The organism is Fusibacter sp. A1, assembly GCF_004125825.1.
Lineage (GTDB): Bacteria > Bacillota > Clostridia > Peptostreptococcales > Acidaminobacteraceae > QQWI01.
The window spans coordinates 388919-408314 of record NZ_QQWI01000001.1 but is presented as its reverse complement, the minus strand read 5'-3'; the positions used below and the strand labels follow the sequence as shown (position 1 = coordinate 408314).

The 19396-nt window shown below is 45.1% G+C and carries 16 protein-coding genes and 1 other RNA gene; 14 read left to right on the top strand and 3 right to left on the bottom strand.

The genetic code is table 11. The features are described from left to right. Positions 1-6: 6 nt before the first annotated feature. A complete protein-coding gene (locus DWB64_RS01765) occupies positions 7-1920 on the bottom strand; it encodes a glutamine synthetase (RefSeq protein ID WP_129486458.1) in 1914 nt (637 codons plus the stop codon). A 310-nt stretch (positions 1921-2230) separates the two neighbouring features. Between DWB64_RS01765 and ltaE the strand changes: the two genes are divergently transcribed. From ltaE to DWB64_RS01740, 5 genes are all read left to right on the top strand, one after another. After that, the gene (ltaE, locus tag DWB64_RS01760) at positions 2231-3253 is read left to right on the top strand and encodes a low-specificity L-threonine aldolase (protein ID WP_129486457.1); all 1023 of its coding nucleotides are present in this window, start codon (positions 2231-2233) and stop codon (positions 3251-3253) included. Positions 3254-3261: 8 nt separating this feature from the next. Beyond that, a complete protein-coding gene (pepF, locus tag DWB64_RS01755; RefSeq protein ID WP_129486456.1) occupies positions 3262-5043 on the top strand; it encodes an oligoendopeptidase F in 1782 nt (593 codons plus the stop codon). Positions 5044-5131: 88 nt separating this feature from the next. After that, the gene (locus DWB64_RS01750; protein ID WP_129486455.1) at positions 5132-5902 is read left to right on the top strand and encodes an enoyl-ACP reductase; all 771 of its coding nucleotides are present in this window, start codon (positions 5132-5134) and stop codon (positions 5900-5902) included. 335 nt (positions 5903-6237) lie between these two features. After that, positions 6238-6798 (top strand): hypothetical protein, encoded by a 561-nt coding sequence (locus tag DWB64_RS01745; protein ID WP_129486454.1) that lies wholly within the window; start codon positions 6238-6240, stop codon positions 6796-6798. A 68-nt stretch (positions 6799-6866) separates the two neighbouring features. Beyond that, entirely contained in the window at positions 6867-7772 is a 906-nt protein-coding gene (locus DWB64_RS01740; RefSeq protein ID WP_129486453.1) for an RluA family pseudouridine synthase, read from the top strand. Between the two features lie 28 nt (positions 7773-7800). Here DWB64_RS01740 and DWB64_RS01735 read toward each other — a convergent pair whose 3' ends face one another. Then, complete coding sequence (locus DWB64_RS01735) at positions 7801-8508, bottom strand: HAD family hydrolase (RefSeq protein WP_129486452.1); 708 nt, start codon at positions 8506-8508, stop codon at positions 7801-7803. Positions 8509-8748: 240 nt separating this feature from the next. Between DWB64_RS01735 and DWB64_RS01730 the strand changes: the two genes are divergently transcribed. The 9 genes from DWB64_RS01730 to DWB64_RS19170 all read left to right on the top strand — a co-directional run bounded on the left by DWB64_RS01730 (position 8749) and on the right by DWB64_RS19170 (position 18688). Beyond that, positions 8749-9369 (top strand): TetR/AcrR family transcriptional regulator, encoded by a 621-nt coding sequence (locus DWB64_RS01730; RefSeq protein ID WP_129486451.1) that lies wholly within the window; start codon positions 8749-8751, stop codon positions 9367-9369. Between the two features lie 12 nt (positions 9370-9381). Continuing rightward, complete coding sequence (locus DWB64_RS01725) at positions 9382-10083, top strand: ABC transporter ATP-binding protein (protein ID WP_129486450.1); 702 nt, start codon at positions 9382-9384, stop codon at positions 10081-10083. Between the two features lie 29 nt (positions 10084-10112). Continuing rightward, the gene (locus tag DWB64_RS01720) at positions 10113-12434 is read left to right on the top strand and encodes an ABC transporter permease (RefSeq protein ID WP_164980175.1); all 2322 of its coding nucleotides are present in this window, start codon (positions 10113-10115) and stop codon (positions 12432-12434) included. A 13-nt stretch (positions 12435-12447) separates the two neighbouring features. Continuing rightward, on the top strand, positions 12448-13701 hold the full coding sequence (locus DWB64_RS01715; protein WP_164980174.1) for an efflux RND transporter periplasmic adaptor subunit: 1254 nt from the start codon (positions 12448-12450) through the stop codon (positions 13699-13701). A gap of 116 nt (positions 13702-13817) precedes the next feature. Then, on the top strand, positions 13818-14855 hold the full coding sequence (locus tag DWB64_RS01710) for a nucleoid-associated protein (protein WP_164980173.1): 1038 nt from the start codon (positions 13818-13820) through the stop codon (positions 14853-14855). A 70-nt stretch (positions 14856-14925) separates the two neighbouring features. After that, positions 14926-15102, top strand: a non-coding RNA gene (ssrS, locus tag DWB64_RS01705) — 6S RNA. A 22-nt stretch (positions 15103-15124) separates the two neighbouring features. Further along, positions 15125-16579, top strand: coding sequence for a PLP-dependent aminotransferase family protein (locus DWB64_RS01700; protein WP_129486446.1), 1455 nt, complete (start codon positions 15125-15127; stop codon positions 16577-16579). Between the two features lie 13 nt (positions 16580-16592). Continuing rightward, the gene (locus DWB64_RS01695) at positions 16593-18266 is read left to right on the top strand and encodes a glycosyl hydrolase family 18 protein (protein ID WP_129486445.1); all 1674 of its coding nucleotides are present in this window, start codon (positions 16593-16595) and stop codon (positions 18264-18266) included. A gap of 251 nt (positions 18267-18517) precedes the next feature. Further along, positions 18518-18688, top strand: coding sequence for a hypothetical protein (locus DWB64_RS19170; protein WP_164980172.1), 171 nt, complete (start codon positions 18518-18520; stop codon positions 18686-18688). 79 nt (positions 18689-18767) lie between these two features. Here the strand turns inward: DWB64_RS19170 and DWB64_RS01690 are convergent, their stop codons facing one another. After that, on the bottom strand, positions 18768-19382 hold the full coding sequence (locus DWB64_RS01690; protein WP_129486444.1) for a hypothetical protein: 615 nt from the start codon (positions 19380-19382) through the stop codon (positions 18768-18770). Between the last annotated feature and the right edge of the window lie 14 nt (positions 19383-19396).

Here is a 19396-nt window from a genome sequence, read left to right as displayed (position 1 = left end):
GATGGTTCAGTCAATGATGAAAAGGTTCTGCTTGTAAGAGATAAACAGGTCTCTCAGTTCAGTGGTCTTTTCGCTCATGTTCACTTGCAGGTAAGAGACTCTTTCGTAATTGAGTGTGCCGATAGCCTCGCGGATTTGCGTGAATAGGCTCTTGTTCGACAAGCTATCCTTCATCAGTTCTTTTCTAAGTGCGTGAATGGCTTCCCATCTGACTACGTCGACATCCGTTATCGTTTCGTCATCGAGCTTGTGAAGGCGATTGCAGCTCCTTACAAGATCCACGTTTTCAGGAAGTATTCTGTTTCCAAGCTCTGTCGTCCACTGGCCGAGAAGTGTCGCTTCGTAGGATGCGATGATGCTTGGGGTGAACACATTGCCGTCTTTTAGCACGGTAAGCTTGTTCTCGAATGTCTTGAAGCTTGAAATGTTCTCGAATACGTTTCTTGGAGGTTTTGAGAACAAGGCGTCTCTTTCTTCGGAAGTATAGTGTTCGAACACGTCTTCTTCGCTTAGGTACATTCTTGAAGGATCAAGATAGTCGGCCGCTTGACCAGCTTCTTTTCTTAGTTCCTTAAGTAGTTCCGAAGTAGATTTTTCACTTGAAACCGAGTATTTCATACCGTCAAGCATACCTTGGTAACAGGCGGCTGTAAGAAGGTAGGTGTTTGAGGTAGGGTTAGGTGCCCTAAGCTCAAAACGTGTGGCTGCAGGTTGTTCGATGTCTCTAACCAGTCCTATGAGCACTGTACGGTTTCTAGAGGGTTCTGAAACGCTGTGACCAAGCGAACCTACGATACATACAGGAGCCTCAAAGCCAGGTTTTAATCGGTTGAATGCGTCATTGGTGGATGTGACAAAAGGATTGATGACCTCGTAGTTGTTTAAAATGCCCATCAGTGCGCCGTAACCGAAGGGGTTCAAATAATCGCTCTTCATATCTTGAGGTGCGAAAAGGTTGATGAATTTGCCCGAGGTTGTAATGACACCGACGCCCATATGGTGATGTTCGCCACTGCCTGCGACGCCTTCAATCGGTTTTGCCCTAAAAGTGACTTCTAATCCCTCTTTAACAAAAATGTCGCTGATGATGTCTCTTGCGAACAGTTCGTTGTCTGCAGTTTGCATCGCACTATCATACTTCCAGTCGATCTCGAGCTGTTCCATGACGTGTGAGAAGTCGTTAGCGCGCTTCAACCTTGCAGGTACGCCGCCTACTTCCTTGTGTCCCATTTCGGCTATGTAATCATAGTGATTGAGGGCCAATAACGATTTTTCCATCGCAGTACGTACAGGGCCCACGGTGCGCTTCCAGTACTGTTCCTTAAGCGATTGTGAAGTCGAAAGTTTTTCTATGTCTGTGGTGTAGTCGGGTGTCTTCACCCAAAACTCCAATTCGGTTGCTGTTGTTAGGACGACCTTGGCGATTTCGTCAGCGGATTGGATTCCTAAATGAGTGCAGGCTGAAGGGGTTTTGATCAGCAGTTCTTTTACTGAAGTCTCAAAATGTGAAACTGCTGCTTTTAAAACCGAACGTGAATCCACGTATACTCCCTCGTGTTTTAAGAAGGCTGGAATGATCAATGTGCCTACAGGAAGATTTGTGTTCTCGTCGATGTGTGCGCCGTTGTAATCTACGATCCATCTAACGCTTGTATCAGGTATCAGATCGACTTTGGCGTTGTTGATTTCAGCGATGATAGGAAGATAAACAGATGATCCGTCGGTCTGGATTCCTTTTTCGATGAATGCGCTATAGTCTTCGAGCATGATTTCCATAGGGATTTTCTCATCAGTGTGATTGTTACCTAAATCGACAGCGACTAAAGACACGAACTTTATATTGCTATTTGCATTTAATAGTTCGATTATTTCTTCGCTGGTTTGTTTTGCAGGGTAGATGGTGTAGAGTAAGTTTTCCATTGGAGCCTCCTTCGGTTTTTGGGTCGGATGATTCAATATTGCTATTATAACGAGCGAGTTCGTGTTTGTAAATACTTTTTGCGCTTTATTTTATCGTATAATAGAGCGTTTATGCGCATTTAAGGTCATGTCCTATAATTGACAAAAGGTGATTCAATGTTCGTTTAAGGACGAACGATGGGCATATGCTTTGTGAAAACGTTTCGCGGTAGTTAATACGAGTACAGAAGCTCTTTTTTCTAGTTAAAGCATCGACAAGTCAAACGATTTGTAAGACAATGATAATAGCGAAAAAAAGAAAGAGGTGTTGATGATGATTGACTTGAGAAGTGATACGGTAACAAAACCAACGGATAAAATGAGAAATGCAATGGCAAACGCTCTTGTTGGTGATGATGTATATGGTGACGACCTGACAACGATTGAACTTGAACGAACAGCCGCAGACCTTCTTGGCAAAGAAGCTGCACTATTCGTACCATCGGGAACTTTCGGAAATCAACTTGCGATTCTTACACATACCAGAAGAGGTGACGAGATCATCGTCGGTCACGATTCGCATATCGTCTTGCATGAGGTCGGAGCTGCCGCTGTGATCGCCGGTGTACAGCTTAGGGCGACAACTACGAAAAACGGCGTTTTTAATGTAGATGAAGTGAAAAGCTTGATAAGAACCGATGACATCCATTATCCGGACACGGGTCTGATCTGTATGGAAAACGCCCATGGAAACGGAACGGTCGTACCGCTTGAAAATATGGAAGCGATCTACGGGATTGCAAAAGAACACGCAATACCGCTTCATTTGGATGGTGCTCGTATTTTTAATGCCGCGGCTGTGCTGGGTGTTGATGTCAAAACCATAGCGGAGTACACCGATTCGGTCAACGTGTGCCTCTCTAAAGGATTATGCGCTCCTATCGGTTCTGTACTTGCTGGTAGTGAGAACTTTATCGCAAGAGCGAGAAAAAACAGAAAGCTGATGGGAGGCGGAATGAGACAAACTGGAATTCTAGCAGCTGCCGGTCTTATCGCCATGAAGGAAATGCCTGTTTTTTTGAAAGGCGATCATGCCAAAGCCGAAAGACTCGCACATGCGCTTGATGCTATCACCAATATCGATGTCATCTGGGAACGACGCGATATCAGCATGGTATTTTTCACATTACCCGAATCGGTAATCAATGAAACAAATTTTGTAGAGGGCTTAAGGCAAAAGGGAATTATCATCAACGGAACAGAAGACAAGGAATACCGCTTTGTCACACATCACTGGATTAGCGATGAGGACATTGTAAAAATAGTAGAAGCGGTCAAATCGCTTATAGGATAGGGGAAGCTATGAAAAACAGAAATGATGTAAATGAATCACTTAAATGGTCCATCGACGAGATGTTCACAGAAGCGTCCTTCGATGCTCTGATCAAGACGGTTAAAGTACAGATCAAAGAACTGACAACCTACAAAGGAAAGCTTTCCTTAGACGGTGATATCCTGTCGGTGGTGCTTAAACTGAGAGACGAACTTGAACTGAACCTGGCGGACCTTTTCACCTACTCGCACATGAAACTGGATGAGAACACAAAAAATACGACGTCTCAGACAAGATTCGAACGTGCCAGCGCGGTTGCGATCGAAGCTGCAGCTGCCGTGTCGTTTATCGAGCCCGAACTGCTTGGTTTAGATGCGGCGGGGCTTCTTGAAAAAGTGAAATCAGAAACTGCGCTCAGCGACTACGACCACATGATCGACAATCTGATCAGGCAGCAGGAGCACGTGCTCACTCCCGAGGCGGAGCAGCTAATCGCCATGTTCGGAGATGTTCAGGGAGCGGCCCAGGCCATCTTTGGAATGCTCGATAATGCGGATATCACCTATGAGGATGTCACCATGCCAAACGGCGACATAGAACCGCTCACCAAGGGCGGGTATATCAAGTTTATGGAGGATGCCGACCAAGAGGTCAGAAAAGCGGCGTTCGTCAATTTTTACAAGAGTTATGAAGCCCTTAAGAATACCATCGCTTCGACTTATACCTCGTCTGTCAAAAAGGACATCGCCCTTTCAAAAATCAGAGGATATGATTCGGCTGTCCAGATGTCTCTGGATAGTGACAATATCGAAGTGGCCGTATATGACAATTTGGTTGCGGCAATCAATGAAAAGGTCGATCTGATGCACCGCTATGTAGGACTGAGAAAAAAGATGCTTGGAGTGGAAGAACTGCACATCTATGATGTCTACGCACCGCTTGTCGCTGAGGCAAAACGTGAAATTCCCTTCGATGAGGCATATGAAATGGTACTTGAGGGACTTAAACCCCTTGGAAGAGAATATGAGAAGCTTCTATTAGAAGCTCGTGACAATCGCTGGATTGACGTGTATGAGACAGAAGGTAAGAGAGGCGGCGCCTATTCGTGGGGAACCTACAGGTCAAAGCCGTATATACTGCTCAATTACCAGAACAACCTGAATGACGTCTTCACACTCGCCCACGAGCTTGGACATTCGCTGCACAGCCATTTTTCAAACAAGGCGCAGCCATCCGTGAAATCCGGTTACTCGCTATTTGTCGCTGAGGTGGCATCGACTGTGAACGAGGCGATCATGATGAGATACCTCCTCGAGCATACCACTGAGCGCGAAGAGAGACTCTTCCTGCTCAATCACTTCATGGAACAGTTCAAAGGTACCGTATTCAGGCAAACCATGTTCGCTGAATTCGAGAAGAAGGCCTACGAGGCGTTTGAGCAGGATAATCCACTTAGTGTGGACGACTTGTCTAAGATGTATTTCGATCTGAATAAGACCTATTTTGGCCCTGAGATGATCCTAGACGATGCCATCAAGTACGAGTGGATGCGTATCCCTCATTTTTACAATGCCTTCTACGTTTATAAATACGCAACCGGCTTCTCTGCCGCGATGGCGATATCAAAAAGAATCCTGGATGGAACCGAAGGCGCCTTGGAAGGATATTTCGAGTTTCTAAAATCCGGTGGGTCGGTCTACCCTCTTGATGCCCTAAAGCTTGCGGGCGTAGACATGTCAGAACCAGGTGCCATCATCGAAGCCTTGTCGGTATTCGACGAAGTGCTTGATGAATTTGAAGCTTTGGTCTAAAATGTATTAAAAAGAGTCTGTGGCTTTTCACAGACTCTTTTTTAGTATATAATATTAAAAGCAGGTACTAATAGAGTGGAGGAACATTATGTTAATGAATAATAAAAAGGTCGTAGTCATGGGGGTTGCCAACAAGTGGTCGATCGCTTGGGGCATCGCTAGAAAACTCAGAGACAACGGCGCGGACGTCATTTACACGTATTACGGTGACTCAAGCGAACGGAATTTGAAAAAGATATTGGCAAAAGAAAACGACGAAGACGCGCTTTTAATCTCATGCGATGTGACAAACGATGAAGATATCGCAAGAGCATTCAATGAGATCAGTGAAAAGATCGGAAAAATAGATGGTGTGGTCCATAGTATCGCCCATGCTAAAAAAGAAGAACTCGAAGGCAGATACCTTGACACATCAAGAGACGGTTACCTGATGGCTCAGGAAATCAGCTCGTACTCTTTGGTCGCTACAACAAAACAGGCTGTAAAGCATCTGAACGAGGACGGCGCGATCATTACTTTGACCTACCTTGGTGGTGAAAGGGTTGTACCGAACTACAATGTGATGGGAGTCGCAAAAGCGGCACTTGAAGCAAGTGTCAAATACCTTGCTGCGGATATCGGCAAAGACGGCTTTAGAATCAACGCCCTATCGGCAGGTCCGATCAAGACGCTTGCTGCAAAAGGCGTTTCAGGACTAGATGAGATGAAAGACGCATACCTTGCAAAAGCACCTCTTAAACGCATGGTCACTCACGATGATATTTCAAAAACTGCGATGTTCCTTGTATCCGACCTTTCGAGCGGAGTGACAGGAGAGACGATTCACGTCGATTGCGGGTTTCATATTATCGGCGTTTAGCAGTATAATCGCAATCATACAACTTATTTTGACAGCAGCGCATGATGCGCTGCTGTTTTTTTGCGCGCCTGGTGCGTGTAAAAATGCAAATGGGTTAATAACCATAATTTTCTAACTTGTTTCAAAAATTCAAAAATTTGCTTGAATAAACACACATATAGTGGTAAAATAAGTAGTGTACATCTATATCTTGCGATATATTTCAGTAAAGCGTATTTTTCGGAGTAGGAATTCATCGTTTTTTTTGTTATAATGTCGGTAGTCATAATAGATAGAATTCGTAAGTGACAGAGAGCACACGTTTAAATACCAGAGTGTGAAGAAGGGGGAACAGCATGAATCAGCAAATTGAAACACTGAAACATTATGTGTTACAGCTAGAACACGCGATCGCTACAAGTGATGCGGATGTTGTTAGAAATACCACCCGTGTCATGAAGGATCTATTGGGACAAATCGATTATGACTTCAAGTCGGTCAAAGAGAAGACGACCGGCATCTATTTTAAATCGATCAACACGATTCCCTTCTTATATAAGCCGGTCTACAAATTGAATCCCTATGAAGGTGATTTTTTAGAAACCTTTTCCATGGAACGCACTGAGCAGCTCAAGCGTGCTGGCGCCATCGGCGAGCACAATAAATTCTGGACAGACCACAATGTGATCAAAGGAAACGTGTTCGGCTCGGTACCCAAAGAACTGATCTCGGAAGACGCCGCTTTCGCACTCAAGCAAATGGGATGGGACGAAGTAAAAGTCGAAATTCTCGATTTTGGCAAGCGTGTCACGGACATCAAAGAAATCTATGAGTTCTGCGAAGAGAACTTCAAGCAGTTCATCATGATCAGCGAAGGTCCCACGCAAGCGATGCTCGCTTTAAAATTTGCAGTATGACCAATTACATAGTAGAATAGATAAGGCTAGCGGTTGCTAGTCTTTTTTAATATGGATAGAGAGTTGGAATGAGGATGAAACTGACAGGAAGCTACAACAATTTAATATACAAGGTCGAAGAGACCCAGGGTAAGACCCTGCTCGAGGTGCTGATCGAGGATATGGGCGTGTCCACGAGGATGATCAGAAACGTGAAACGTCAAAAGGCTTTGACCCTTAACGGGCATGTCGTTTCGGTGAGCGGCAAGGCAAGAAAAGGGGATGTGATCGAGCTTAAGTTTATCGAAGAACCCCATCAGATCTACCCCAATGATATACCCATACAAGTCATTTACGAAGACGAGGACCTTGTTGTGATCAACAAGCAGACCGACATGGTCGCTCATCCCACCAAGGGGCATCCGTCACATACGCTGTCGAACGCTGTCAGGCATTATGCGCTTTCAAAGGGTGAAGACTACAAACCGAGACTGGTGAATCGACTTGACCGCGATACCACGGGTATCATGATTTTTGCAAAAAACGCCTATGGACAGCATATCGTATCAGAAGAAATGAAAGCGGACAGGGTCGAGAAGTATTATAGGGCTCTTGTTCATGGAAAGTTCCAGATCAAAAAAGGTGAAATCAACGAACCAATCGAAAGGGAATCCGCAGAAAGTATGAAAAGGATCGTACGACCGGACGGTAAGGAATCGTTGACGCTTTACGAAGTGGAACAGGAACTAAGCAACACCACGCTGGTGAAAATTCAGCTTAAGACAGGAAGGACCCATCAGATCAGAGTGCATATGAACCATTTAGGGCATCCGCTAGTCGGTGACGCGCTTTATGGTTCGTTTGAAAGAATGGCGATCGACAGACAGGCGCTACACGCATGTGAGATGAGATTCAAAACGCCTAGAAACGGAGAGGTGACAATTGTCGCACCTCTGCCGGAAGATATCAAAAACGCGGTACAGTTTTTAAGTTAAACTGAACCGCGTTTTTCTTTTTTGATTTTTATAGGTTTTTGACCCAGTTCAAAAATGCTTCGGAACTGCCTTTGTGGTCAACGGGTGGAAGTTCTGCTTTTCTGTTGATCAGGCAGTCCTCCACAAGCCACGTTTTGACACCCAGTTTGGAGACGACCATGTCCTCTTGGGCGTCGTTGCCTACCATCATGCATTCTTTTGCTTGTCTTCTTATGTCAGATAAGACTTCCCTGTAAAACTCAAGATGAGGCTTGCAGTAGTGGTTGTTTTCGAATGAGGTGATATAGCTGAAATCCTCAGGCTCAAATCCGGCCCATCTGATTCTATCGAGAATCGCTTTTCGAGGAAACAGCGGATTGGTTGCGATAACGACGTCGTAGCCTTTTTGCTTGAGTAGCTTCACAGCGGTTATCATGTGTTGACTTCTCATTGTCGCCTGTCTGGTTTTTAGATAGCCGGTCTCGTAATAGTTGGCGATCTCCTTTATGATGATTTCCTTATGCTCCGACATACGCTGATTGAAATCGCCCCAAAAAACACTTTCGTTTGTCAGGTGATCCGTGTTCATCACTGTTGTTTTTGTCGAGGCTAGTATGGAGTCTATCAATGTCTGGCTTTCGATGATCCCACTGAAGTGTTTTGTCATTTCTCCAAAATAGAGATTCATAAACAGCTCCGTGTCCATTTTCAGCAGTGTTCCGTCTAAATCGAATATGAAAGTTCTTAAGTCTTGCATCTCTCGCTCCTTCGCTGTGCTTCTTCACTTGAACGCTTGTGAATGAATGCTCGGATATCAGAATGGATTGATTGGTCCTTCTAATCATTTTACATAATTTATGCAGCGCTGGGTAGTCTTTTATCATGTGATAAAAAATACTCAAAATCATGTTGCAATTTTCTGATAAAGGAGTAAACTAAAGAAAAGATGAATCAGTTCATTATTGAATCGATTCATAAATGAACTAATTCATAGGAGGTGGCCACGATTAACTTACGAGAGAAGAAAAAAGAAAAGATAAAGAATGAAATACTGGTTCAAGCAGAGCGGATATTTAATGAAAAAGGGTATGAAAATACGAGTATGGCTGATATCGCTGTGGCGAGCGACATAGCCGTGGGAACCATTTACAACTATTATAAGTCAAAGCCCGAAGTCTATATTTCGGTGATGACAGGCGCTACGAGTCCTGAAATGGATGAGGACTTCTTTAAAGAAACCATGAAAATCGACGACCTGACGGATATGGTGATGGCTTATCTTCATAAGTACATCGCTCCGTATTTAAAAATCGATTCAAAGATCATGATGTCGATGACCAAGGCCATGGTCAATGCGGGACTGGACAGCCCCATGATCCAGGCGCTGGTCAAGATCGACCTGATGGTGCTCAACAAGCTTGTGAAGGCGTTTGAAGTGAAGGTGGACCAAGGCGTGCTCCCTGAAAGCTTCAACTGCAGGCTTCATGCGGAAAGCATCTACAGCATCGCAGGATGTGAGATTTTGTATACCTACTTTGATAACGGTAGGTCGATGGATACGGTTTATGAAAGAATCGAAGAAAAAGTCAATGCTTATTTCGCGAACAAATGGGATTGAGGTGGTTTAGCCATGAGTTTTCTTAAAGTGGATGGAGTTACAAAAGTATATCAAATGGGAGAAATTGAGGTTGAAGCGCTTAAAGGCGTTGACTTTGCGATTAACGAGGGTGAATTCGTAGTGATTCTTGGACCTTCCGGTTCTGGTAAGAGTACGCTGCTGAACATCCTTGGCGGAATGGATATGCCCACAAAAGGAGACGTCGTTCTTCGCGGTACGTCCCTTACCCAATTAGGTGAAAAGGGACTGACCAAGTTCAGACGTGACCATGTGGGTTTTGTCTTTCAGTTTTACAATCTGATGGCCAATCTGACCGGTAAGGAAAACGTGGAACTTGCAACAGAGATATGCAAGAATCCGCTCGATATCGACAAAGTGCTTAGCGATGTGGGATTGGCGGATAGAAGCGATCATTTTCCTTCGCAAATGAGCGGTGGCGAACAACAACGTGTCGCAATCGCAAGGGCGGTCGCAAAGAACCCCGAAGTGCTGCTATGCGATGAGCCTACAGGGGCGCTTGACTATACGACGGGTATCAAGATACTGCAGCTGCTGCATCAGGTGAACAAGGACTATCATAAGACAGTGATGGTCATCACGCATAACGCATCGATTGCGGCAATGGCGGATAGGGTGATTAAAATGCGAAGCGGTCTAGTGACGGAAAATTACATCAACGAAAATCCGATAGATCCAGAAGGGATTGAGTGGTAATGCGAGCCTTAGACAAACGATTATGGCGTATGATACGAACGACGCGTGGTCAGTTTATCGCTGTTACTGTAGTACTTGCAGTCGGCCTTTTATCTTATGTGTCGCTTAATATGACACTCCTCAATTTAGAGACGACGGTAAATACCTACTACGAAATGACCAACACCGCAGATATCTTCTCTGAAGTGATGCGCGTTCCAGAAAGTCAGATAGAACAGCTCTTGTCGATTCCGGGAGTGACCGGCGTCAATGGCAGGGTGATTCAGAATGTAAAATTCGATACTGGCAATGAGCTTGAAAAATCTACAATTAGGCTGATTTCTATCCCTGAATCGGGTGAAATCATCAGTTCCAATTATATTGTGGACGGAAAACCTCCTGCCGAGGACAATGAAGTGATGCTGCTTGAGATGTATGCCGCTGCAAGAAATCTGAAAGTCGGCAGTGAGTTTGAAGTGGTCATCGCAGGAAAACACAAAAAACTGATCGTATCGGCGATCGTCGCCAATCCGGAGTACATCTACCTGATTGAAGATGAGCAGAGTCTGCTGCCTGATCCTGCCGCGTTTGGAGTCGGATATGTCACAGAACAGTTCGCCCAGTCGCAGCTGGGATTCAGCAGCTCTTATAACAGCTTGGTCTTTAAGATCGATGAGAACATCGATGAAGACGATATGATCAATCAGCTTGAAAAGAAGATTGAGAAGTATGGTGTGATAAGACTCTTTAAACGAGACGACCTGATCAGTGCGAGAATGGTCAACGAAGAGATCAAACAAGGTAAGAAAAGCGCGAATGTGGTGCCGGTACTATTTTTGGCGGTAGCCGCATTCATCATCGCTGTGATGATCGGTAGGATTGTCAAAAATGACAGAATCACTATCGGCGTGTTTAAGGCGATGGGCTACTCCAACCTAGATATCATATGGCATTATACAAAATATGCGCTTCTTATCGGCCTCATAGGGTCGGCTGCTGGAATGCTCAGTGGAGCGGCCCTTGCAAACCAGCTGGCTCAGGTCTATACGGATACCGTATTCAATATTCCGATTCTGATCGGTCAGGTATACCCGCAGTATCTGGCACTTGCGATGGTGCTTGGAAGTACATTCTGCATAGCTGCTGGATTCTGGGGAGCAAAAGGGATCATGGAGATCCATCCCGCGGAGTCGATGCGACCTGAGGCTCCGAAAACAGGAAGAAGGATCATGCTGGAGCGCTGGAGTGTGTTTTGGAACCGCGTCAGCTTTTCATGGAAAATCGTCATCAGAAATATTTTTAGAAGCAAAAGACGAGTTCTGTTCATCGTCCTTGGAATCGCACTCACCTTTGCGATAACCCTCTTGCCTTTTTACATGATGGACGCGTTCTTCAACATGTTCGATGAGCAGTACGGAGTCATGTACACCATGGACTATACCCTGACGCTTTCAAAAGTCGTGGACGAATCGGTAGCCTTTGAAATAGGCGATCTTGTCGATGCCGATGTGATTGAACCCATCGTGGAGTTCCCGTTTGAGATCAATCGGGGATGGAAAAGCAAGATTGTCAACATTCTAGGTATTGTCGATGAGTCACAGATGTATCATTTTTCAAATGTGAATGGCGAGCCCATACCGCTACCATCTGAAGGGATCGCGCTGACAGAAGGTCTTGCAGGTCTCTTGCAGGTACATGTTGGAGACGAAGTGACGATTTCGTCGTTTATTCCCGGCCGGGACGATGAGTCGATCGTGGTGACCGCGATTGTCGAGCAACCCCTTGGTGTGAACGCCTATATGAATATCGGATACATGCAAAGAACGCTCCTTGATGACGGTTTTGTTAACGGAGTCGTCTTAAAAGGTGATGAAATCGATGCGGGCGTCTTTGATACGGTCGAGCATATCAAGTCGGCAGAGTCCTTGACCGACCTGATGAAAATATTCGAACAGTTCACCACGCTCACCTATTCGTCCATCGTAGTGATGATTGTCGCATCTGGGATTCTGGGGTTTGCAATCGTCTATAATTCGACCATCATGAGCATCAATGAACGAAAATTGGAGTTTTCTTCACTAAGAGTACTCGGTTTTGATAAGAAAGATATTTTCAAGATGATACAAAGAGAAAACATGGTGATGACATTCTTTGGCATCTTGATAGGAATTCCCATGGGTGCCAGCATGATCGACACCATGATGAAGTCGTTCAGCAGTGAGCTTTACACGATGAAGGTGGACTCAAATCCGTCGATTTATATACTGACGGGAGTCATGACGTTGCTCTTTGTTCTTATCGCTCAATTCGCGACCTATGAAAAAATTCAAAAGCTTGACTTTATAGAAGCGCTCAAAGCGCGTGTATCTTAGTGGGAGGTTTATGATGAAGAAATTGATGAAAAACAAGTGGCTTTGGATCATTAGCGTTGTATGCGTGATCGCAGCGGGCGCGTATTATATGCAAATGGGATCGACAGGCGAACTGGTCAAGGTATACGAGGTCGATAAGGGACCTGTTGTCGATTATATTGAAGACACGGGTGAGGTAATCGCGGAACAATCCGCTACAATCTACAGCGACCTGACCGCTAAGGTCGAGACGATCAATGTCGATATCGGCGATGAAGTGAAAAAAGGCGATATTCTATTCACACTCGACGACGATGCGCTGCAGTATCAGCTTGAAGTGCTCAAGGCGACAAAGGCAGGACTGACCGCAAGCAAATCGGAGCTTGAGAAACCCACTGACAGCAATCTGCTACAAAAGCTTAGCGCGGTGGTAAACAGCGCCAAACTCGCGTATGAACAGCTTTCGGATCAACTTAAGACGCAAGAGGCGCTGCTCGAAAGCGGTGCGGTGAGCCAATCTGTGGTAGATGACTTATCAAGCGCCGTGGACATTGCCTATGCCAATTATCAGGCGGCCGTAAACGACTATCAGATGGCCAAGAAGGGAACCAGCGGCAACGTGGTCGACCAAGCGAAAAGCTCGCTTGCGGCTGTCGATGTGCAAATTTCAGAACTGGAATCGATGATCGCAAAAGCGTCGGTGACAGCACCTTATGAAGGGGTGGTCGTCACAAAACATGTCAGCATCGGCGACTATGTGGCGACGGGCATGCCGCTTGTCACAATCGATCAGCTAGGGCAGATGTACATCAAGGCCGACCTGCTCGCAGACGATATCATGATGCTTGAAGTAGGAGCGCGAGTTGTGATTTCGAATGATTCAGGGATCGAGACCCAAGGGAAAATCAGAAAAATCTATCCTAAGGCACATACAAAGGTTTCAGACCTTGGTGTCGAGCAAAAAAGAGTGACGGTAGAGATTGAGTTTGACAGCCAGGTAGGTATGAAGCTTGGCTATGAATATGACCTTGAAGTCGTTTTAAAAGAAGTGGAAGGTATCAGAATTCCAGACAGCGCCTACTTTAAAATCAATGGAAACGGTCACGTGTTCCTTGTGAAAGACATGGAGGTCGTATTGACCCAAATTGAAACATTGACAGAAGGTGTCGACTACTACGAGGTAAGCGGGCTACAGGTAGGAGACATGGTGGTCCAGTCACCTGCAACAGAACTGGAGGACGGAATGACCGTTCAACTTGAAGAAGAAAGCATCATGGACGAGAGGTAACAATGAAAGCCGCGGGTTCGTCCGCGGCTTTTCCTTGCGATTTGAAATTAACGGTTACACCCGACAAAGCATTCATGTATAATAAGGAATAACAATGCGAAAAGGGAGTAATGAATATGATGGATTTAAGACATATAGAAAACGTGGTGCTTGATAAGGCGGTGCTTCACGTGCTTGATACACAGATGGACGAGCCTATTCTTGCACAGCAGCTTTTAGACTTGGACCGTGAGGATGTGCATGAATTTATCACCAAACATGCGCTAAAGGCGCTGACCGACGAGGGTGCTTTCAAGGCCAAATTCATGCCAGGTACGGCGATGATCGAAAGAAGTATGCGGCTTTTGGATGAGGATGACTTTTTAGAGGCGTCCTATGAGCTGGCCCTAAGACTCTTCAACATGATCAAGGAAACAAAGGAACCTTCGTGCGACCTCTTGGTCATCAAGTTCCATACGGGAAACATTTCGGCTTATGGACTGATGAAGCTTGATTTTCAAAAATCGTATATCCACGAAATCGAGTTTAATGAGTCGTCGTTCAATGTGAACATCGTCGCTCAAGAAATCGCGCTGCCGTCACAACAGCAAAAGGTCATGCAGTGCGCATTCGGCGTACCTGTGAGTGATGACAACGAATACGACCTGATCGTTCTGAACAAGAAACGCTCAAGCGATGAAGAAGAGAAAATACGATTTGTGAAGATCTTTTTAAACGCAACCCGTGAGTTCGACTATAAGGACAAGACCAAGACGCTCAAAAAGACGATCGAGGACTGGGCGCAAAAAAACCTGAAAGAGGATTTTGACACTGCGAGCGAGTTGAGAAAATCAGTGGATGACAAGCTGAGATACCACGCGCTTGTTTCTGCCGAGGATCTTGCCAAAGAAGCGCTTGCCCATGATACGAATGCAAGACACAGCCTGATCACAAAACTTGAGCAGCAGGGTATCGCAAGTGATGAGAAGTTTGAAATCGACAAGCGTTTTGTCGACAAGAAGATGAAAAGCAAGACGATCCGCACAGACACGGGATTTGTCATCCGAGGCGATTTCGAACTTTTCGAAGACGACGGATTTATCGAAGTGCAGCGAAACGGTGACGGAACAGTGAACTACATCATCAAAGGTGTGAGGCATACCAAAGAGAAGTAAGAGGTAGAGTGTTATATATCACAGCACATCCCTTTAAAAATCACTTGAAATATAGTATAATAAACTTAAGAAAAGCCTAGGATGTGCGTAGCCTTACGAATAGAACCACCAATGTAGAATTGGGAGCATCGCGTTCTTAATGAGGATGTCAAGCCGGCATGACCGGAAGACAGAAACATTGGACAGATCACCCACCTGAATAGAGGTGTGGTGTCTAATTCAAAGGAGACGGCATCTCGGGTTTTTTATTTTTTGTAAAAGGAGGCAGTATGTCGATTTTTTTTAGTGTGGAACTAAAACCAGAGGCTAGGGAACATTTGTATGTTCAGCTCTATAAGGCGATTAGAAAACTGATTGAATCAGGAGAGATCCTAGCGAATGAAAAACTTCCTCCGATTAGAACATACGCTTCAGCACTCAATGTGAACAATATCACAATCATCAACGCTTACAAGCTTCTTGAGAAGCATGAGCTGGTCTATAAGAAAGTCGGAAGCGGCACGTATGTGCGAATCGAAAACAACAGTGAATCCATCGTGGTGGATCAGCGTTATAAGGAATCGCAGCTTCCAAACCAGACAAACCATACGATAGGAATCAATCTCGCCACCACGACCCCATCTGATTACCTTTTTCCTGTTGAGAATTTTAAAAGCGTCTTGAATGAAGTGCTCGATAGGGACAAGGGCGGTGCGTTCGGCTACCAGGACTCCAGAGGGTACTCGGCGCTCAGACAGGCGCTGTGTCTTCATGTGCTCAAAGAGAACGGTATCGAGACAAACGAAGATTCGATTCAGATATTGTCCGGTGCGCAGCAGGGGTTGGATGTTGTATCCAAGGCGCTGATCAATTATGGCGATACGGTGATCGTGGAGGCTCCGACCTATACAGGAGCGATCGCTACGTTTAAGTCCCGTGGGGCGAGGATTCTCGAATTGCCTCTTGAGGCAGACGGGCCCAACCTGATCAAGCTGCGCGAGTATATTTACCAGTACCGCCCGAAACTGCTTTATGTCATGCCGATCCTTCAAAATCCGACGGGCGTCGTGTACAGCAAAGAAAAACGTGAGGAACTGATCGCGATATGCAACAAACACCAGCTGATGGTGCTTGAGGACGACTATTGTTCTGATCTGGCCTTTTCAAGCCAGCATGTCAAACCGTTAAAAGCTATCGATACCGACGATTTGGTCATTTATATCAAGAGTTTTTCAAAAGCGGTGATGCCTGGTCTAAGACTGGGATTCATGCTGACTCCTGAAAGGCTCAAGCAGCAGGTGATCATGGCCAAGCAGTCCACGGATATTACCACTTCAGGTCTGACCCAAAGGGCTTTTGAACGGTTTATCACCCACGGCTACTACGAGACTCAGAAAAACATGATGCATGACACATTTAAAAATAGATACCAAGTGGCGAGTGAGGCGATTAAAAAGTACCTGGCCCCGCACTGCGAGGTCATGTGCTTTGAAGGAGGCTTTAACTTCTGGCTAAAGCTCAGGAAGTTCTCGTCTTCTAAAACGCTCTATGAGCAGCTCAAAATCAGAGGCGTGCTGATCACTTCGGGTGACGCGTTTTATGCCTCTAAAGTGGAGTCGCCGTACTTTAGGATCACAATTGCCGGTGTGGAAGCGGATGAGCTTACCTTTGGAATCAAGATGATCGGCAAAGTGCTAGACGAAATGAATACAGAAACAACAGATCAGTTTAAACCGATATTGTAATCAGAGGCGATCGATGAACATGAAAAAAACGATACTAATCTTATTAATACTTGTTTTAGTCCTTAGCTCCTATTTCTATTACAATTTCATGGATGTCACAAAAAGCGAACTGCTCTCATACCAGATGATGTTGGAGAAGACACAGCTCTTTATTGACGCAGAAGCGGTAGAAGGGGAGGCTGTGATCCATAAGACAGACGCCCATACCTTCGTCCTAGTGGATGTCGTCGAACATATCATGCCCCAAAACTATAGGATCGCTCCCTCAGGGAAGAGAATTCTTTTCTCAAAAGACGGACTCGACCTGTCGGGTGTGCCTGAGCCGTTTAAGTCCCAGCTGATCAGTGGCGATTTTGAAATCAATCTGCCTGTTGTCGATGTTGGGGGGGCTAAATATATCGAAGTCGGCCATTTGAGTGAACTGATGGGATATAAGCTTATCGAGGGTGAAAATCATGTGGTCCTCTTCACAGGAAGTCAACAGTCCCTATACGGGTTTGTCGATGACAAATCAGCCTTGAGGGTTAAAGGTGCGCCATTATCTGCGGTCATCAGAACCCTTTTCGGTAAGGAAAGGGTCCTTGTGGTCGATGAGACCGGCGACTATATGAAAATCGTCACTAGCGTGGGCGAAATGGGTTTTGTCGATAAGAAAGATGTAAGAGATCTGTACCATATGCCCAAACCGCCCTTTTCTTTTGTCAAGCAAGAGGCAAAGACCAAGTATGGAAGGGTTCAGATGACTTGGGACCATGTAAGCAGTTATGAGGAACTGATCGACCAGACGCCTACAGAGAAAATCGAAGGGCTCGATATCATCATTCCCACGGTATTTAGGTTGACTGTGGACGGTTGGGTGCTTAACAACATGGATAAGCGGTACATACAAGAGGCAAAAGCCCTTGGGTATCAGGTACATGCCCTATTCGACAACCAGTTCGATCCTGAGCTGACCCATGCGACACTAAAGGATGAGGTTTTAGTGAGGCGGATTATCGATCAACTGACATTTTATGCGATCTATTATGGCCTTGACGGCATCAATATCGATTTTGAGAATGTCGACATAGCAGATCAGGATGCCATCACCGACTTTATTACCAAACTTAATGAAAAAACACAGGAACTGGGTATCGTTTTGTCTGTTGATGTGACAAGGCCTGGCGGAAGCGACAACTGGTCAAAGTTTATCAATCGTGCGGATGTCGCAAGAGTTGCGGACTATGTGATACTGATGGCTTACGACGAGCACTGGGCAACCTCGGAGGTTTCAGGATCGGTCGCATCGATTCCTTGGGTTGAAGAGAGCATCAAACTGACCTTAAAGGAAGTTCCAAAGCATAAATTGATACTGGGCGTACCCACCTATATGAGGGTATGGACAGAAACAAAAGTGGAGGACAGTATTAAAGTCAGCAGTTCTGCGCTTTCGATGAAGAATATGGCCGACTTTTTACTGAAATACGACGTGTATAAATCCTATGATGAAAAAATAGGACAGACTTACTACGAGATGCAGGGAGATGGTGAGGATACCGTCTTGCGGATCTGGGCTGAGGATGAGCGGTCGGTGACCAATCGACTGAAACTGATTTCAAAATACGATCTGGCGGGAGTCGCCAGTTGGAGGCATGGGTTTGAAGTGAGTGCTTTTTGGGACTGGGTGAACGAGAAGCTGGATAATTAGTATGTAATGTAAGTTGAGTTCAAAAATTTGACGGTTGTGTGCATCAAAGGATGCATACAACCGTTTTTTGATGCAAGAAAACCATCTTGCAAGTCAAACGATGCCCAACTTGCAAAAATGAAGAAAAAACTTAAGAATGCAATGAAAAAGTGACTGAATTGTATTTACACAAGTCATTTCCGGTGGTATTATTACATTAAGGTATTACTGTATACAATTATTCACGCGAACGATTTGAGGGAGGGATTGCAATGTTATTGAAATTTGCAGAGAAAAAAGACGAGATGAAGCTAAAGAATATTACATGTAAACGATGTGGAAAAGAGAGCGATCTTAATCCGATCGGTCTGTGCAGTGAATGTGATACACAAGTCGATTATGAATATAGCCTGCTTTATACGGCTCAGACAATGGACTACTGATGACAAGTGAATCTTGAAAATCAAAACCCAGAGGAAGAATCCTCTGGGTTTATTTTTGGTTTAAGCCTAGACACTAAGTTTATTGGCGCCATTTGATTTTTTTGTCGAAATCACTTCGGATGGGTAGATGATGGTGATGATTCGTCTGATCGAACTCAGGTAGTCCTAGGTTTCTGTAGACCTGCTTTTCATAAATATAGTCTTCATGGTTTTTGGGCTTGGTGGTGGTCAGAACCTTCTTGTAGACGTCTGCTGACAGATGCTCTTGCATTTTATCCATCAGGTCTTGGGTGAAGCTGCCAAACGCAGTCGGCGGTGTGCCAAGTGGCGGATATTTCAGCCCGGAAAAAAGTTTTTCCAACGCTCCTATTCCCGCGTAGGTGACAACCCGCTGTTTGATGGTTTCGAAGATCTCGTGACTGTTGAATAAGGATTTGAAGTAATGGTATGCATCTGTGCGTTTGATAGCGTTGAAATAATATGCGATTGCCAGCAGGGTTTCAGCGTCGTTATGATGGTATTTGACCAAATAGGATACGTATTCTTCGATGGCTTCTATGTGGGCAGTTTCAAATGTCAGGTCTCTTTGAAGTAAAAATTGGCCTAGGGATTCCACGGCCTTTATTGTTTTTTCTATGGGGATATCACCCATATCATGCGTCTTATAGATCTCAACAAGATTTTCTTTTTTCATAGTTAACCTCCCAA

Coding starts and splice junctions, on each gene's coding strand:
- DWB64_RS01765 (WP_129486458.1), bottom strand. CDS start 1,920: ATGGAAAACTTACTCTACACCATCTACCCTGCAAAACAAACCAGCGAA.
- ltaE (WP_129486457.1), top strand. CDS start 2,231: ATGATGATTGACTTGAGAAGTGATACGGTAACAAAACCAACGGATAAA.
- pepF (WP_129486456.1), top strand. CDS start 3,262: ATGAAAAACAGAAATGATGTAAATGAATCACTTAAATGGTCCATCGAC.
- DWB64_RS01750 (WP_129486455.1), top strand. CDS start 5,132: ATGTTAATGAATAATAAAAAGGTCGTAGTCATGGGGGTTGCCAACAAG.
- DWB64_RS01745 (WP_129486454.1), top strand. CDS start 6,238: ATGAATCAGCAAATTGAAACACTGAAACATTATGTGTTACAGCTAGAA.
- DWB64_RS01740 (WP_129486453.1), top strand. CDS start 6,867: ATGAGGATGAAACTGACAGGAAGCTACAACAATTTAATATACAAGGTC.
- DWB64_RS01735 (WP_129486452.1), bottom strand. CDS start 8,508: ATGCAAGACTTAAGAACTTTCATATTCGATTTAGACGGAACACTGCTG.
- DWB64_RS01725 (WP_129486450.1), top strand. CDS start 9,382: ATGAGTTTTCTTAAAGTGGATGGAGTTACAAAAGTATATCAAATGGGA.
- DWB64_RS01720 (WP_164980175.1), top strand. CDS start 10,113: ATGATACGAACGACGCGTGGTCAGTTTATCGCTGTTACTGTAGTACTT.
- DWB64_RS01715 (WP_164980174.1), top strand. CDS start 12,448: ATGAAGAAATTGATGAAAAACAAGTGGCTTTGGATCATTAGCGTTGTA.
- DWB64_RS01710 (WP_164980173.1), top strand. CDS start 13,818: ATGATGGATTTAAGACATATAGAAAACGTGGTGCTTGATAAGGCGGTG.
- DWB64_RS01700 (WP_129486446.1), top strand. CDS start 15,125: ATGTCGATTTTTTTTAGTGTGGAACTAAAACCAGAGGCTAGGGAACAT.
- DWB64_RS01695 (WP_129486445.1), top strand. CDS start 16,593: ATGAACATGAAAAAAACGATACTAATCTTATTAATACTTGTTTTAGTC.
- DWB64_RS19170 (WP_164980172.1), top strand. CDS start 18,518: ATGTTATTGAAATTTGCAGAGAAAAAAGACGAGATGAAGCTAAAGAAT.
- DWB64_RS01690 (WP_129486444.1), bottom strand. CDS start 19,382: ATGAAAAAAGAAAATCTTGTTGAGATCTATAAGACGCATGATATGGGT.